The sequence below is a fragment of the Mesorhizobium sp. M4A.F.Ca.ET.050.02.1.1 genome, assembly GCF_003997725.1.
In the GTDB taxonomy this organism is placed as follows: domain Bacteria; phylum Pseudomonadota; class Alphaproteobacteria; order Rhizobiales; family Rhizobiaceae; genus Mesorhizobium.
Genome location: NZ_RZSG01000069.1, coordinates 1 through 14,615 on the forward strand (window position 1 = coordinate 1; position 14,615 = coordinate 14,615).

Below are 14,615 nucleotides of genomic sequence, written 5' to 3' on the forward strand. Positions count from 1 at the left end.
CGGCCTGCTCGTGCTGCATGCCAGTGCGATCGCCGTCGGCGGCAGGAGCGCGATCTTCATGGGCGACAAGGGCGCCGGCAAGTCGACTACGGCCGGCGCGATGATCAGCGCCGGGCACCGGTTGCTGACCGACGATGTCGTGGCGGTGGATATGTCGAGGCCGGACGGACCGGTGATCATTCCCGCCTTTCCGCAGCTGAAGCTCGCCGCCGATGCCGCCGCCGCCATCCCGATCCGGCAAGCGGAAATCCGCCCGCAGGCGCATCCGGCCATCGACAAGGCGCAGCACCGCCTGCATGGCGGATTTGCCCGCGGCGCGGTTGCGGCAACGCGGATCTACATTCTCCAGCGCCGCGACAGCGCGGCGATCTCGCCCCATGCGGGGCCTGGCGCCTTGTCGGCACTCATCAAATTCTCCTACGTGACGCGCTTCGGCCGCGCCGCGCTGGTCGGCGATTTCGCCGCCATGCATCTTCGCCAATGCGCGGGGCTGGCCAACCGGATCGGCGTGCATCGCCTCGAAGTGCCGGCCGGGCTGAACCGGATCGGCGAGGCTGTCGCGCTGATCGAACGGGACCTGGCGTCCGGCAACAGGCCGGAGTGAGACGAGCCATGGCCAAAATCCTTCGCCTGTCGCTGGTTCGGGATATTGCCGGCTTCGGCGCCGTTATGGCCCGGATCGGCGGGCGGCGGACATGGATCGCGCTCGTCTTCCTCATCCTGGGCAGCCTGACCGAAGGCATCTCGATCCTGCTGCTCGTCCCGCTGCTGCATCTTATCGGCAGATCCGACCAGGATTTCGCGATCAGGCTGCCTGACAACCCTGTCCTGTCCTGGCTGGTGCCTGGCGGGACGCTTGGGCTGGCGACGGTGCTTTGCCTGCTCGTCGGCCTCGTCGCGCTGCAGGCAGGCTTCAACCGCTTCAAGTCCGTCTATATGGCGCGGCTGCTCTATGACTTCGTCAACCGCCTGCGCATGGATCTGTTCGAGGCCATCGGCAGAGCGCGCTGGGGCATTTTCGCGCGCACACGCAGTTCTGATCTCGATCATGCGTTGACCGGCGACATCGATCGCATACAGGCCGCCGCCTTCTCGCTGCTGATGCTGGTGCAAACCGCCGTGCTACTGGCCGGTTATCTCGCGGTGTCGCTGTTCATCTCGCCGGTGATGAACTCGTTCGCCATCGTCATCGGCGTGCTGATGTTCGTGGCGCTGCGGCCGTTCCGCTCGCGCGCGACGACCTATGGCCGGGTGCTCACCGCCAATCGCCAGGACCAGTACCGCACCGTCTCGGAATTCCTCGGCGGCATCAAGGTGGCCAAGAGCCTGAATGTCGAGGCGAGCTATTTCGCGCAGCTGCAGGCGACACTGGAGAAGATGAAGGCCGACAACATCAGCTATGTGCGCAACAGCACGATCGGCACGGCCTTTTTCCAGGTGGCGAGCGTCATCGGCCTCAGCCTGTTCATCTACATTGCGCTTACCCGGTTCCATCTCGCGCTGGCCGAAATCGTCGTGCTGCTTCTGGTCTTCATGCGGATCGCGCCGCGCTTCATGGACATGCAGACGCAGGCACAGCAATTGCTGATCAACCTGCCCGCTTACGCCTCGATGCAGGACCTGCAGAGGCGCTTCGACGCCGAGCGCGAGACGGCGGCCAGCCAGGCCGTGCAGGGCGTGAGGTTGACCCTCGATGTCGGGCTCGACATACGCGATGTCTCGCTTGCCTATGCCGGCCTTGCCGATGCCGCGGAGGGCAAGCCTGTGGTCAGCGGCATCACCTTCGGCCTTCCCGCCGGCAAGGTCACCGCCCTTATCGGCCCTTCAGGATCGGGCAAGAGCACGATCGCCGACATGCTGCTCGGCCTGCTCGAACCGACACAAGGCAAGATCCTCGCCGACGGTGTCGAGATCGGGCCGGACAACCGCAGGCTTTGGCGCGACCAGGTGGCCTATGTGCCGCAGGACGTGTTCCTGCTGCACGACACGATCGCGGCGAACCTCAGGCTTGCCGCGCCGCAAGCCAGCGACGCGGAGCTGTGGGCGGCGTTGCGCGCGGCGCATGCGGCCGATTTCGTCAAGGGGCTGGAGCAGCGGCTGGACACGGTGGTCGGCGACCGCGGCATCCGGCTCTCGGGTGGCGAACGCCAGAGGATCGCGCTGGCGCGGGCGCTGTTGCGCAAGCCATCGCTGCTCATCCTCGACGAGGCGACCAGCGCCCTCGACTGGCAGAATCAGTCGCTGATCGCCAAATCGATCGACGGGCTGCGCGGCACGATGACAATCCTGACCATTGCGCACCGGCCTTCGATGATCGCCTTCGCCGATTGGGTAGTGGCCATCGAGAACGGCCGCATCGTCGAGGTCGGGCAGTATCAGCGCCTGAAGGCCAAATCCGGCAGCCGGCTGTCCAGGATGCTGTCGGGCGAGCAGGCGGAACCAGAGGTTGCCGACGCCGGCTGAGCGCGCCCGCCTCGCGGTTTCAGCAGGACGCCGCGCTAACGGATGCTGCGCCTGGCGCTGAACTTCTCGCCTTTGGCAGCCTTTGGAGCGCCAAGGCCTCTTTCGGCCTCGCGCATCCTGTCGGCCACGGTCGGCGCGCTCCTGGCAACCATGAGAAAGACCAGCAGAAAATAGCCGGCCTGACTAATGGCGACGCAGATCACGGCGCGCAGCATGATCGTGCCTAGCGAGGCGCCATCGAAATAGGACCACGAGATCACGATCGCGAGGGCGAACAGCATCCCGACAATGAACTTTGGAAGTGACATGTCCGTCGATCCATCAACCGACACGAGCATGCAAAAGTGACGACTTACCCACCCGAGTATCTCCCCATGCGCCACGCGAGCTTATCCTGCTGCTCGCTTTTCGGCCGGTTGCTTCCGGCCTTCCCAACCTATCCAAACTCTAACATGAACAGTTTGCGACTCTATTAAGGCGGGATACCTCGGGCAAGGCCAAGCACAAATAATTTTGAATGGGTTTTCGGGTTCGACTCTGGCATGCTGCGTCGCACACGCCGGCTCCACAGCCGATTGCGGAAAGCAGATTTTGCTGCAGTAGAATCCGCAATATTAATTAGTATTTAACTCGAATAACTTGGCCAAGTGAGTGATTCTGGGGTGAGTTATGGCAATCCCCTCTGCGACAAAGAACGATTCGCCCAAAATCGGCCTCAAAAAGGCACTACATTTCCTTACGTTGCTCATAGTTTGTCACAAACGCGCCATAAAGGTGAATTTTTGGGCAGGGCACGTTTATTATTTAGTCAATTCATGACGTGACTATTTCATCGTGATGGGAAATTGTGTGTTGCGCTGCAACATTTTTTTGATATCGTGCCGTAAACCATTCGTTCAACGTATGGAGTTGCGGCATGAGGGATATTGCCAAGTCGGCCGATGCGGGTTTTTCGCACGCCGGCATTGATTTTCCGCCACCGATCGGCGGGCTTCTTAAGCGTGGTTTCGATATCGTCGGTTCGCTGGCTGGCCTGGTGCTGCTCAGCCCGCTGTTCTTGATGGTCGCGCTGCTCGTCAAGTTGTCGGACGGCGGGACCATCTTCTATGGCCACAAGCGCATCGGCCGCGGCGGCCGGATTTTCCCGTGCCTCAAGTTCCGCACCATGGTGCAAGACGGCGAGCGGGTTCTGACCGCACATCTTGCCGCCAATCCGGAAGCCAATGCCGAGTGGATCGCGACGCGCAAGCTGAAGAACGACCCGCGCGTTACCCGCGTCGGCCAGGTGCTGCGGAAACTCAGCCTCGACGAGCTGCCCCAGATCATCAACATCCTGCAGGGCGACATGAGCCTAGTCGGGCCGCGCCCCGTCGTGCGCGACGAGCTGGAAATTTATGGCAGCGCCGCGGTCTACTATTTGAAGTCACGTCCGGGTCTTACCGGGCTGTGGCAGGTCAGCGGCCGCAACGACGTGTCCTATGACAGCCGCGTCGCCTTCGATCGTCATTATGTCGAGAACTGGTCGCTGTTCGAGGACATTCGCATCATCTTCAAGACAGTGCCTGCAGTATGGATGTCGCGCGGCAGCTACTGAGCCGCAAGGCCGGGCTCCGCAAGGAGCACGGCAGCCTTCGATTGGGACGCCGTCTCGCATCGGATCGGGCGTCCGGCAGCAAGCTCATCGGGCGATGGGGCAAGCGGATCGGAAACGTTCAGTTGAAAACAGACATATTCGGACTCCTTCGCGACAGCCGTCTGTCGCGCCCCATGATGCCGGCGCGGCTTGCTGTCGCCGGCCTTGCGCTTTTGCTGGCTGTCCCTGCCATGGCCGGCGACTATCAGCTTGGGCCGCAGGACAAGCTCAACATCCGAATCGCCGAATGGCAGACGGTCGAGGGCACGTTCCGCGACTGGTCGGCCATCAATGGCGAGTATTCGGTCGGCCCGGCCGGGACCCTGTCGGTTCCGTTCGCGGGAGAATTGCCCGCCGCCGGCAAGACCACCGCCGAGATCGCCGCGGCGATCAGCGAGACGCTACAGCGTAAGCTGGCGCTTTCGGACAGGCCGGAAGCTTCGGTGGAAATGGTGCAGTTCCGGCCATTTTACATTTCCGGCGAGGTGCAGAGTCCCGGGCAATTTCCCTATGTGCCGGAACTGACCGTGCTGAAGGCGATCAGCGTCGCAGGCGGCATCCGCCGCAACGCGGAGAATGGCCCGCAGCAGGATCGCGACCTGATCACCGCCAAAGGCAACTACGACATCTACGACGACCAGCGGCTTCGCCTCGTCGTCAGGCGCGCCCGCATCGACGCCGAGCTCGCCGACAAGACGACGTTCGAGGCGCCGAAGGAAGTCGCCGACGATCCGAAGGTGGCGACGATCGTCGCCGACGAGATGGCTGTGCTGACGTCCGATCAGAAGAAGCTCAAGTTGAAGCTGCAGGCGCTGGACGATCTGAAGAACCTTCTGCAAAACGAGATCGAGTCGCTGCAGAAGAAGATCATCAACCAGCAGCGCCAGGTGGACCTCGCCAAGGAACAGCTCGACAGCGTCGGAGCGCTGGCGCAGAAGGGCCTCGTCGTGCAGACGCGGGTGCTGAATTCGGAACAGACGATCGCCGACCTGCAGGGGCAGATCCTGGACTACGAGACGGCGATCCTTACCGCCAAACAGTCGATCAGCAAGGCGACGCAGGACGCTACCGACGCCGAAAACACGCTGAGATCGAGCCTCGCCTCCGACCGCCAGCAAGTCGAAACCGACCTGAAAGAAGCAGAACTCAGGGTGGGCATGCAAAAGGGCCTGATGACCGTGGCCTCGGACCCCGCCACGCAGGCAGCCATGACCAACAGCGATCAACCCGCCCTGCTTTACGCGCTGGTTCGGGTGGTCAACGGCAAGACGACCGAGGTCGCGGCGACCGAGGATACGCCGGTGCAGCCTGGGGACGTGATCAAAGTGAAGCTGGCGCCGATGGCCAGCCAGTAGGCGATCGGCATGTATGGCGCGGGCGAGCGCCGGCAAGAATTGAGAAAGCAGCCCCGCGGGGCGCTGGGCAGCTGCAGAAGTCGCGCAGCGATCCGCTGATGAAGGCCACGAATGCAGCCGGCAACCCGTCACATCTACCTCAATCTCGACGCGTTGCGCGGCGTGGCGGCGATCAGCGTCATGCTCTACCACTTCTCGCCGTTCATCGCTGACGGCAAGGTGCTGCCGTCGAGCTATCTGGCTGTCGACCTGTTCTTCCTGCTCAGCGGTTTCGTCATCGCGCACGCCTATGACCGCAAGATCGAGAGCGGGATGGGGTTCGGCACCTTCCTGCTGGTCCGGCTGATACGGCTCTATCCGCTCTATCTGGCCGGCACGCTGCTCGGCGCCTTCTACCTGCTGATCAAGAACAGGCTAATGCCCGGCGAATACATGCCGTTATCCGATGTCGCCCTGATGCTGACGACGGGCATGCTGTTCATCCCGCTGGTTGGCGACGCCTACCACACGATCTTCCCGCTCAACCCCGCATTCTGGTCGCTGTTCTTTGAATTGCTGGTGAACATCGCCTATGTGCTGCTGTTCTTCGTCCTGTCGAAGCGGGTGCTCTTGGGCCTGATCACCGGCAGCCTGGCCTTGCTTGTTCTTGCCGCGATGCTCTCCGGCACGCTCGATTTCGGCATGACCGGCGCGACCATCGCCAGCGGCCTGCCGCGCGTTACCTTCTCGTTCTTTCTCGGCGTGTTGCTCTGCCGATCCATGGCGCACTATCAGGGGAGCTTCGGCTTCCTGCAGCGCGGCTACTGGGTCGAGATCGCGCTCGCGCTGACGCTGGTGATCTTCGCCATCGCGCCGGCAGGCGGCAGCGCACGCGCCGCCTATGATCTGATCTGCGTGGTGCTTTTGTTCCCGGTCATGGTGACGGTCGGGGCGGTGGCGGCCACCTCACCGCGCCTGTCGAAGCTCTACAGCTGGCTCGGGCGGATCTCCTACCCGATCTACATCATTCACACGCCGATGCTGATGATCATCGCTGGAGCGGGCAAGGCCGTCTCGATCGATCCGTTCGCTAATCATCCCTGGTTCGGCATCGCCATGGCGATCGTGGTGATCGTCATCTCCGACATTGCGACGCGCATCTATGATGAGCCGGTGCGGCGCTTCCTGCAGCGGCAGATGCAGCGCTCGCGCGCCATCGCCTGAACCGCCCTTCTCTCGCCGCCGAACCGGCGTCAGCCGCTTGCGGGCTTCGCTTCGTGGATCGCGACGCACGCGCGCTGCGGGCGAACCGCCGAGGGCGCCGGGCGCAGCTTGAACAGGCCGTAATAGACGATGAAGGAGGCGGTGAAATACGGGCCGAGAATCTCGACCTCGAAAAAGGAGCGGAGCAGCATGAGACCCACCGCGCCCGCCAGCACGACCGAATCGGCGCGCCAGTCGCGGAAGACCACCGACGAGACATGTCCCCAGAACGACCGCAGGATGACCATCGCGATCAGCGTCACACCGACAAAGCCGAGTTCGACCAGGGTCTCGATATAGGTGTTGTGGAAGTGGAAGCCGGTGCGGGTGGTGATGTAGAACTCGGCCCATAGCCGCTCGGCCTCGGCGAAGCCCTGCACCCAGTAGGCGGCGTAGCCATAGCCGAGGATCGGGAACTGCTGCGCGGCCTCCCATCCCTGCTCCCACAGATAGGTGCGTCCGGTGAGCGTCGAGTCCTTGCCGAAGATGCCGAGCACGAAATCGAGCAGGCCAAGATTGAGCGCGGCCATGACCGCGCCGACCAGCGCGCAGGCGCCGACCGTGAACAGCACCCGCCGATAGCGGCGCGACAGCACCTTGCTCACGGCGAGCAGAAGGACGACGCCGACGGCCGCCGGCAGCGACGCCACCGAGGTGGCGGAATGGGCGATCGCCAGCATATACAGCGACAGCAGGCCGATCGGCGCCGTCCAGACCAGGCTTTGCCAGCCGCGCCGGTAGAAGATGGCAAAGACAAAGCAGAAATAGAGGCCGAGCGAGGCGAAGAAGCCGACCTGGTTCTTGGAGCCGAAGGCACCGACGAAATTGGTGGTCCCGTCAATCGTGTCGAGCGCGTAGCCGCCGACACGCAGCGAATAGAGCAGCACGACGAAGATGCCGATCAGCGAGCCGACGACCAGCGTGCGGACACTGACCGTGCGCGCGGCGACATAGGCGCACAATATGTGCGAGAAATACTGCAGTGCCGCGCGCGCCGTTGTGCCGGGCGCATGCGACCAGAACACCGAGAAGCAGATGTAGGCGGCGAACAGCAGCGGCAGCCAGGCATCGGAGAGATGCCGCAGGAACCGCCGGTAGTCGACCAGGATCAGCGGCAGCCAGACTGCATAATAGGCGAGGATGAGCACCTTGCCGAAATTGGTGGAATAGGCAAAGGCGAAGACCGAGATGGCAACGGCGAAGGTGCCATAGACGGCATTCCTTTCCGGATCGATCAACAAGGACTTTGGAATCTTCATATCCCTACCGGATATCTCTTTCGCTGAGCCCTCGGGAGCGGGCTGTCAAAGGCCGGTGCGAAGCCCCGGGCATTCCCCGATCCGGGCTTCCATTGTGCAGTGCAATATAACTTACCGTCCTATCGCGCGGCACTCAACGACAAATGTTGTCGCGGGCAAACAAGTGCCCGAAAGCCATATTGCACAGACGCATGGCGCGAATGCGGCGACGGCGCGTGGTTGAGCCCTGGCCGGCGAACCCTGCGCGATGCCTGTTCCTACCACAGGGCGTCGCCGGTGATCTGGATGTTTTCCATGGTGATGCCCTGGCGGCGTCCGAGCACAGGAACACCGCGGGAACTGTTCCTGCAGTTCTTCCAACATCGGACGGAGCCATAACAGCCGGCATGTCATCGACGCCAGCTGCCGTTGCAATGGGGAAGGCCGTCCGCATACGCTAAGGTGAGTCGCTTTGCTGGAGGAAATGGATGGCCAAACCGCGAATCTTCCTGGGGTCCTCCGGAAAGCAGAAGAAGCTGTTGCAGGCGCTGACGCGCGGCCTCGAGGAGATTGCCCATGTCGAGCCCTGGACAACTGTTTTCAATCCCGGGACGACCACGCTGGGGCGCCTGCTCGAGCTTGCGCGCGAGGTCGACTTCGCCGCTTTCGTGTTCGCCCAGGACGAATGGACGAGCGCGAGCCAGCCGGAATCGGCCCCTACCGTTCCCGCCCAGGCTTCGCCGCGCGACAATGTGTTCGAGGCCGGCGGATACTTCACGACACGATCGGATACGAACTCGGAAGTAAATGCACGCACGTCCGGCGTCTATCTGCGCGCCGATCCGGAGGACGTGACCATCCTGGACGGGAACGACAATCAGCGTCGCATGGCGTTGATCGCGGAGCGGCTAAGCCATTGGACGTCGATCAAGAACCTCTAAAGCCAGGGCGCAGTGGTCTTCCCCCGACTGCCTTGCAGCGTCTCCGGCTGCTGATGCGCGCCGTTCGCCCCCACCAGGTTCTGGGCCGAGCCTGGAAGGCATGGCTGTACCGCGTCCGCATCGGGCAGCTGGTTCCGCCCAGGGCTCCGGCCACGCCGCTGCCGGCGCTTGGGAAGCACCGGACCTTGATCGTCTGCCACGACCCGGCCTTTCCACCGACATCGGGCGCCGATCTGCGGAATTTCGGCAATGCCACGGCGGCAGCTGAACTCGGGCGGGTCCGCCTCGTCTCGATCTGTCCGCGGACCGACGAAGCGCAGCCGCTCGACAGCAATATTGGTGTGGTTGCCCTGACCAAAGCGGGCGAAATGCGCGGCCCGTGGCTGGGCTGGCGGCGAGCCAAGGGCGAGAGCCGGATTCCACGCCGGGCGCTCGCCCGCCTCAAGGCGCTTGCCCGCGAGTTCCGCCCGGACACGATCGTCGTCGAGGGCATTGCACTGTTCAGGTTGCTTCGGCCTTTGCGGCCGCTGACCGAGCAACTCGTCCTCGACATGCACAATGTCGAATCGAATCTCGCCGGACAGCTGGAACGGGCCCACGGCACCCTGGTCACCGCGCCTGATCTCAAACGCCTCGAACGAGAGGCCGCGAGGATCGTCGACAGGATCTGGGTCTGCTCGCGCCTTGACCGCGACAGACTCGAGCCATCGTCTTCCGGCACGGTGCCGATCGACATCGTCGCCAACGGCATTCCACGGGCCGAGGCCATTGCGAGGGTATTGCCGGCGCAGCCCGCATTTTCAGACGGCTTTCCAGTCATCCTGTTCGTCGGCCATCTCGGATACCAGCCTAACATCGAGGCCGCCGAACGGCTGGTCCGCAACATCCTGCCGCTCATCCGGCAGGCGCTGCCGCAGGCGAATGTTGTCCTTGCAGGACGCTCGCCTATGCCGGCCGTGCGGGCGCTGGCCGGTCTGGAAGGCGTTTCGCTCATCGAGGATCCGGATGACACAAGGCCGTTATTGGCCAAGGCTCACCTTTGCCTCGTTCCGCTTTCATCCGGCGGCGGCACGCGCATCAAGATCCTCGAGGCGATGGCCTTCGGCGTTCCCGTGCTGGCGACGCGGCTGGCGGCCGAGGGCCTGGACCTGGCCGAGGATGAAGAGGTGTTGCTGTCCGACGAGGACGAAAGGCTGGCAGAGAAGGCCATCGCGCTGTGCATGGACCCGCCCCGCATGGCCAGGCAGCGGACCCAAGCTCATGCAGCTGTGTGGTCACGGTTCGGGCCGCAAGCCATCGGCGATGCGGTTCGCCACGGGCTTCGGCTCGACGACGAGCACAAATGACGGCTGCCCCTACCTTTTGTCGACGATGACCGTGCCGGCAGACCTTGCGAAGTTCAAGGCCCTCCACGGGCCATGTGAACAGCCGGGCCCTGCGGCGTCAACGAGACTTCCGCCAGCGGCGCAGCTTGGTGCGCAGGAAGGAGACGCCGCCGAACGGCAGCGACGGCCAGCCCGGCGACAGGCCCTGCTGCATGCGCTGATGGACGAGCTCGGCCAGCCGGCATTTCGCCGGCGTTTCCAGGAGAGGCAGGCGGCTGGCGATCGACTCCGGCAGCGGTTGCGAGCGCCAGGCGAAATAGGCCTCATAGGCGCTGGGCGTCTCCAGCAGATGGCGGAGATAGGCGGCAAGCTCGGCCGGCGTGCCGAACGCCGTCGCGTCGATGTAGGAATTGGCAGGGACGAACTCGCCGACGTTGGGGGCGCCGAGATAGACCGGCACGCTGCCTGCACAGAGCGGATCGAAGATCTTCTCGGTGACGTAGTCGGGCGCGATCGAATTCTCCAGCGCCAGGCAGAAGTGGTATCGCGCTATGGTCTCGATCTTGGTCTGCGATCCGAGATCGGGGCCTTCGATCTGTCGCGTGGGACGATAGCGGCCATAAGAATCGACGCCGATATGCCCGGCAAGCTCGGCTGCGAACGCCCCACGGCCGCTGAGATCGATGCTCGCGGACTGGAAACGCACCACCGGAGCGCTCTCGGTCTTGGAGGGTATCGCGCTGTTGCGTATCGCCTCCCACCAGCTCGCGTTCTGGAGATAGGGTGTCCAGATGTCCGATCCGGACTCGTGCGTCATCGTGAGGTCGAAATGCCGCATAAAGCCGGGAGCGGCGGCGCGCGGATAGTTCTGCGGGTTCTCCATCGACCACGCGACCCATGTCTGGCCGGGATATTTGCGGGCGTCGCCGATCTCGCGGTAATCCGGAAGGTGGAACACCACCGCCGCGGCTTCGGCAAGGCGGCGGCGGTCATTGGTCCATTCGACGGGCACCGCGCAAGCGGGGATGGCCGCTATGTCGACCGGCTTGCCGAAGAAGGTCGTGTAGAAGAGGATGAGCGGATGGCCTGACGGCATAGGAGACTTTCGGCGCGTGGGAATTTCTTTCATATACCCTTGCGGCCCGAGCTTGGGAAAGAACGTCCTTACCGCCGCGGCGGGCGGGCTCGAAGCGTCTCAGTCGTGCAGTTCCCTTGGGATCGGCGGACCGATCGAAAAATCCGAGAAGCTGACCTCGAAGCCTTCGCGCTGCGGCGAGCAGCACATCATGCCGACATCGACCGACTTCGACGGCGGGAAATAGGCGAGCCGCACCGGCTTCCAGTGGCCGTCGGCGGCGTCCAGATACTGGACGCGGATGGTCTCGGCGTGGCGGGTCAGGCGGATCCTGACGCCGTTGGGATCGGCAGCGATGCCGACCAGCGACCAGTCGGAGGCATCGTTGGTGACGACGACCGAGAAATAGGCCACCCCCGTCGGTGTACTCGATACCGGCCTTGATCCAGTGCGTTTCGCTCAGTCGCACCATCAGGCCGGCCTGGTCGTAGAGCACCCGATAGTCGCCCTTGACCGTGACCTCGGCGCTGAAATCGCCAGCGACCGGCCGATGGAGGAAATGGCCGTTGTCGCGCCGGAAGCCATAGAAGGTCTCGCGCCAGAAGTCGGTCTCCTTGCCGGTGCGCACCTGCACGGTGCTACCGGCAAAGGAATGATGCGGCGGCGGGTTGAGCCAAGTCAGGTCCGCATTCCAGTCTGCCGTCGACATGCTCGCCTGCCTGGTTCGCGCTCGCGCCGTCGCCGTTTTAGTTAGCCGGCGAATGTATAGGCCGTCTTCACCGTGGTGTAGAACTCCATGGCGTAGCGGCCCTGCTCGCGCGGTCCGTAGCTCGAGCCCTTGCGGCCGCCGAACGGCACATGGAAGTCGACGCCGGCGGTCGGCAGGTTGACCATGACCATGCCGGCTTCAGAATTGCGCTTGAAATGCGTCGCGTGCTTCAGGCTGGCGGTGCAGATTCCGGAGGTCAGGCCGAACGGCGTGTCGTTGGCGACAGCGAGGGCCTCGTCATAATCCTTGACCCGGATGACGTTGGCGACCGGGCCGAAGATCTCCTCCCGCGAGATGCGCATGGCATTGCTGGCGCCGACAAACAGCGCCGGCTGAAGGTAGAAGCCCGGCGTCTCGCGACCCAGCCGCTCGCCGCCGAAGGCAAGCTCGGCGCCTTCCTGGCGGCCGATGGCGATGTAGTCCTCGTCCTGCTTCAACTGTGTGGCGTCGACGACCGGACCGATCTGGGTCTTGGCGTCGAGCGCATCGCCGACGACGAGCTTCTCCATGCGCTCCTTCAGCGCCTCGACGAAGCGGTCGTGGATGCCATCGGTCACCACCAGGCGCGAGGACGCCGTGCAGCGCTGGCCGGTGGAGAAATAGGCGCCGTTGAGGGCGCAATCGACGGCGACCGCCAGATCGGCGTCATCGAGCACGACGAGCGGGTTCTTGCCGCCCATTTCGAGCTGGAACTTGCGCATGTGCTCGACGCTGGCGGCGGCGACGCGTTTTCCCGTGCCGACCGAGCCGGTGAAGGAGATGGCGTTGACGTCCGGGCTGTCGAGCATGGCCTGGCCGACCACCGAGCCCTTGCCCATGACCAGGTTGAGCACACCCTTGGGCAGGCCGGCGCGGTGCAGGATGTCGACGATGGTCCAGGCGCTCTCCGGCACCAGCTCGGCCGGCTTGAAGACGATGGTGTTGCCGTGGGCCAGCGCCGGCGCGATCTTCCAGGCCGGGATGGCGATCGGGAAATTCCAGGGCGTGATGATGCCGACCACGCCGACGCCTTCGCGGGTCATCTCGACGCCGACGCCGGGCCGCACGCTCGGCACCAACTCGCCCGACAGGCGCAGCGTCTCGCCGGCGAAGAAGTCGAAAAGCTGGGCGGCCCGGATCGTCTCGCCAATGCCTTCGGCGAGCGTCTTGCCTTCCTCGCGCGCCAGGCTGCGGCCGATCTCGTCCTTGCGGGCCATGATCTCATCCGACGTTTTCTTCAGCACCGCGTGGCGGGCGAGCGGCGCCGAGCGCGACCAGGCCGGAAAGGCCGCCTTGGCGGCGGCGATGGCCTGACGCGCCTCGCCTGCGCCGGCGGAGGCATATTCACCGACGACATCACCGGTGTTGGAGGGGTTGATGTTGCGGGAGCCGGCCTCGCCCACCCATTCGCCATCGATGAGGTTCTTACGAAACAGGGTCATGGTCTTTCCTTGTGAAGCTTTGCTGGCGGCCTTGTCCGCCGCGGTCATCTCTCAGTCAAGCCATTTATCAGACAAATGATGACAGCGAGAAGGCGGTCATGGACCGGAATAGCCGATGGCGCGGGCCGATGAAAGCCCGCGCCTGTCGCCTTGCCGAAACGGGATATGGATGGTCAGGCCTGGAAGGTCCAGAACAGGCAGGCCAGCGTCGCCGCGGCAAAGACGACGAAGAACAGGCTTCTCAACAGGATATTGCGGCGCAGCTCGTTCATGGCGAAATGGGCCGCGACGATGGCGGCGACGAACAGGAACCGCCAGTTGACCAGCGCCCACAGCACGCCGCCCTGGCCGAAGGCCCATCTGGCGACGAGGGAGCCGACGATGGTGGCAAACAGCGCAACCGTCGCCCAGAACAGCGCGTCGGCGGCGTTGGTCAGCACGATGCTGGCGGCGCGCAGCGGCAGGATCATCATCAGAAGCGCGCTGAAGAAATAGACGGCGGCTAGCGGAATGAAGGAGCCGGCATCGGCGATGCCGTCGAGGCGTTTCACGCCGAAAGCGCCGTAGGGATAGCCGTGCCTGGCGACCGCCAGCGAAAGCGCCATGAGCAGAGCGGTGAGCACCGCGACCAACGCGAAAGTGGTAAGGGCCTTGCTCATGCCGTTCCTGCTCCTCCTCTCCGGGCCATGACCGGGGACGAATCAAACAGGGAACGATCTTAATCGAATGCGCTCGTAAAATTACCCGCAAGCTTCAAGGCAGCGGTAGGTGCCAGCCAGAGCCTCAGGGCTTCTGCGTCGCCGTGACCAGCTCGGCCTTGCGCCGCGCCGTCTCCAGCCCGACCGCGATGAAGCGGCGGGCATGGCGGGCGAGCTCCATATTGTCTGTCCACAGATTGCGCCAGATCGCCGTCTTCTTCGACAGGTTCTCGTCGACGATCTCCGAGGAGAAGGATTCGAAGCTGAGGTCGTCGCTATAGCCAATGGCGGTCAGCGCATCGAAGATCGCGGCGAAGTCGATGCTGCCGGTGCCGAGGAAGCCGCGATGGCTCTCGCCGATATGAACATAGCCGATTTTGCCGGCGGCGTTGCGGATGGCCAGTCCGGCATCGGCCTCCTCGATGTTCATGTGGAAGGAATCGAGGTGCAGGAAG

12 protein-coding genes and 2 pseudogenes are annotated in these 14,615 nt (G+C 63.8%); 7 read left to right on the forward strand and 7 right to left on the reverse strand.

Translation table 11 applies throughout. The features are described from left to right. Together EOA33_RS08060 and EOA33_RS08065 are read left to right on the forward strand one after the other, a co-directional pair. Positions 1–604 (forward strand): annotated as a pseudogene (locus tag EOA33_RS08060) (serine kinase); the annotation flags it as partial. Positions 605–612: 8 nt separating this feature from the next. Further along, positions 613–2,463 (forward strand): ABC transporter ATP-binding protein, encoded by a 1,851-nt coding sequence (locus tag EOA33_RS08065; RefSeq protein ID WP_127405393.1) that lies wholly within the window; start codon positions 613–615, stop codon positions 2,461–2,463. A 35-nt stretch (positions 2,464–2,498) separates the two neighbouring features. Here the strand turns inward: EOA33_RS08065 and EOA33_RS08070 are convergent, their stop codons facing one another. Beyond that, on the reverse strand, positions 2,499–2,771 hold the full coding sequence (locus EOA33_RS08070; RefSeq protein WP_126056865.1) for an exopolysaccharide production repressor exox: 273 nt from the start codon (positions 2,769–2,771) through the stop codon (positions 2,499–2,501). Positions 2,772–3,379: 608 nt separating this feature from the next. Here EOA33_RS08070 and EOA33_RS08075 point away from each other — a divergent pair. The 3 genes from EOA33_RS08075 (at position 3,380) to EOA33_RS08085 (ending at position 6,654) form a co-directional block, all read left to right on the forward strand. Continuing rightward, positions 3,380–4,057, forward strand: coding sequence for a sugar transferase (locus EOA33_RS08075; protein ID WP_127405394.1), 678 nt, complete (start codon positions 3,380–3,382; stop codon positions 4,055–4,057). A 173-nt stretch (positions 4,058–4,230) separates the two neighbouring features. Continuing rightward, on the forward strand, positions 4,231–5,451 hold the full coding sequence (locus tag EOA33_RS08080) for a polysaccharide biosynthesis/export family protein (protein ID WP_127405399.1): 1,221 nt from the start codon (positions 4,231–4,233) through the stop codon (positions 5,449–5,451). Positions 5,452–5,562: 111 nt separating this feature from the next. Beyond that, positions 5,563–6,654 (forward strand): acyltransferase, encoded by a 1,092-nt coding sequence (locus EOA33_RS08085; RefSeq protein ID WP_127405395.1) that lies wholly within the window; start codon positions 5,563–5,565, stop codon positions 6,652–6,654. A 29-nt stretch (positions 6,655–6,683) separates the two neighbouring features. Here the strand turns inward: EOA33_RS08085 and EOA33_RS08090 are convergent, their stop codons facing one another. Next, complete coding sequence (locus tag EOA33_RS08090; RefSeq protein WP_126056868.1) at positions 6,684–7,952, reverse strand: O-antigen ligase; 1,269 nt, start codon at positions 7,950–7,952, stop codon at positions 6,684–6,686. Positions 7,953–8,419: 467 nt separating this feature from the next. Between EOA33_RS08090 and EOA33_RS08095 the strand changes: the two genes are divergently transcribed. Next, entirely contained in the window at positions 8,420–8,872 is a 453-nt protein-coding gene (locus tag EOA33_RS08095; RefSeq protein WP_126056869.1) for a TIR domain-containing protein, read from the forward strand. 185 nt (positions 8,873–9,057) lie between these two features. After that, positions 9,058–10,218, forward strand: a complete 1,161-nt coding sequence (locus EOA33_RS08100; RefSeq protein WP_245482273.1) for a glycosyltransferase family 4 protein — start codon at positions 9,058–9,060, stop codon at positions 10,216–10,218. Between the two features lie 97 nt (positions 10,219–10,315). Here EOA33_RS08100 and EOA33_RS08105 read toward each other — a convergent pair whose 3' ends face one another. The 5 genes and pseudogenes from EOA33_RS08105 to EOA33_RS08125 form a co-directional block, all read right to left on the reverse strand. Then, a complete protein-coding gene (locus EOA33_RS08105) occupies positions 10,316–11,293 on the reverse strand; it encodes a glycosyltransferase family 10 fucosyltransferase (RefSeq protein WP_127405396.1) in 978 nt (325 codons plus the stop codon). A 99-nt stretch (positions 11,294–11,392) separates the two neighbouring features. Continuing rightward, positions 11,393–11,981, reverse strand: a pseudogene (locus EOA33_RS08110) (DUF1349 domain-containing protein). 41 nt (positions 11,982–12,022) lie between these two features. Then, on the reverse strand, positions 12,023–13,462 hold the full coding sequence (locus EOA33_RS08115) for an aldehyde dehydrogenase family protein (RefSeq protein WP_127405397.1): 1,440 nt from the start codon (positions 13,460–13,462) through the stop codon (positions 12,023–12,025). 173 nt (positions 13,463–13,635) lie between these two features. After that, a complete protein-coding gene (locus EOA33_RS08120) occupies positions 13,636–14,121 on the reverse strand; it encodes a hypothetical protein (protein ID WP_127405398.1) in 486 nt (161 codons plus the stop codon). Positions 14,122–14,245: 124 nt separating this feature from the next. Next, a partial coding sequence (locus tag EOA33_RS08125; RefSeq protein ID WP_145989089.1) for a TIM barrel protein occupies positions 14,246–14,615 on the reverse strand: 370 nt, incomplete at its 5' end.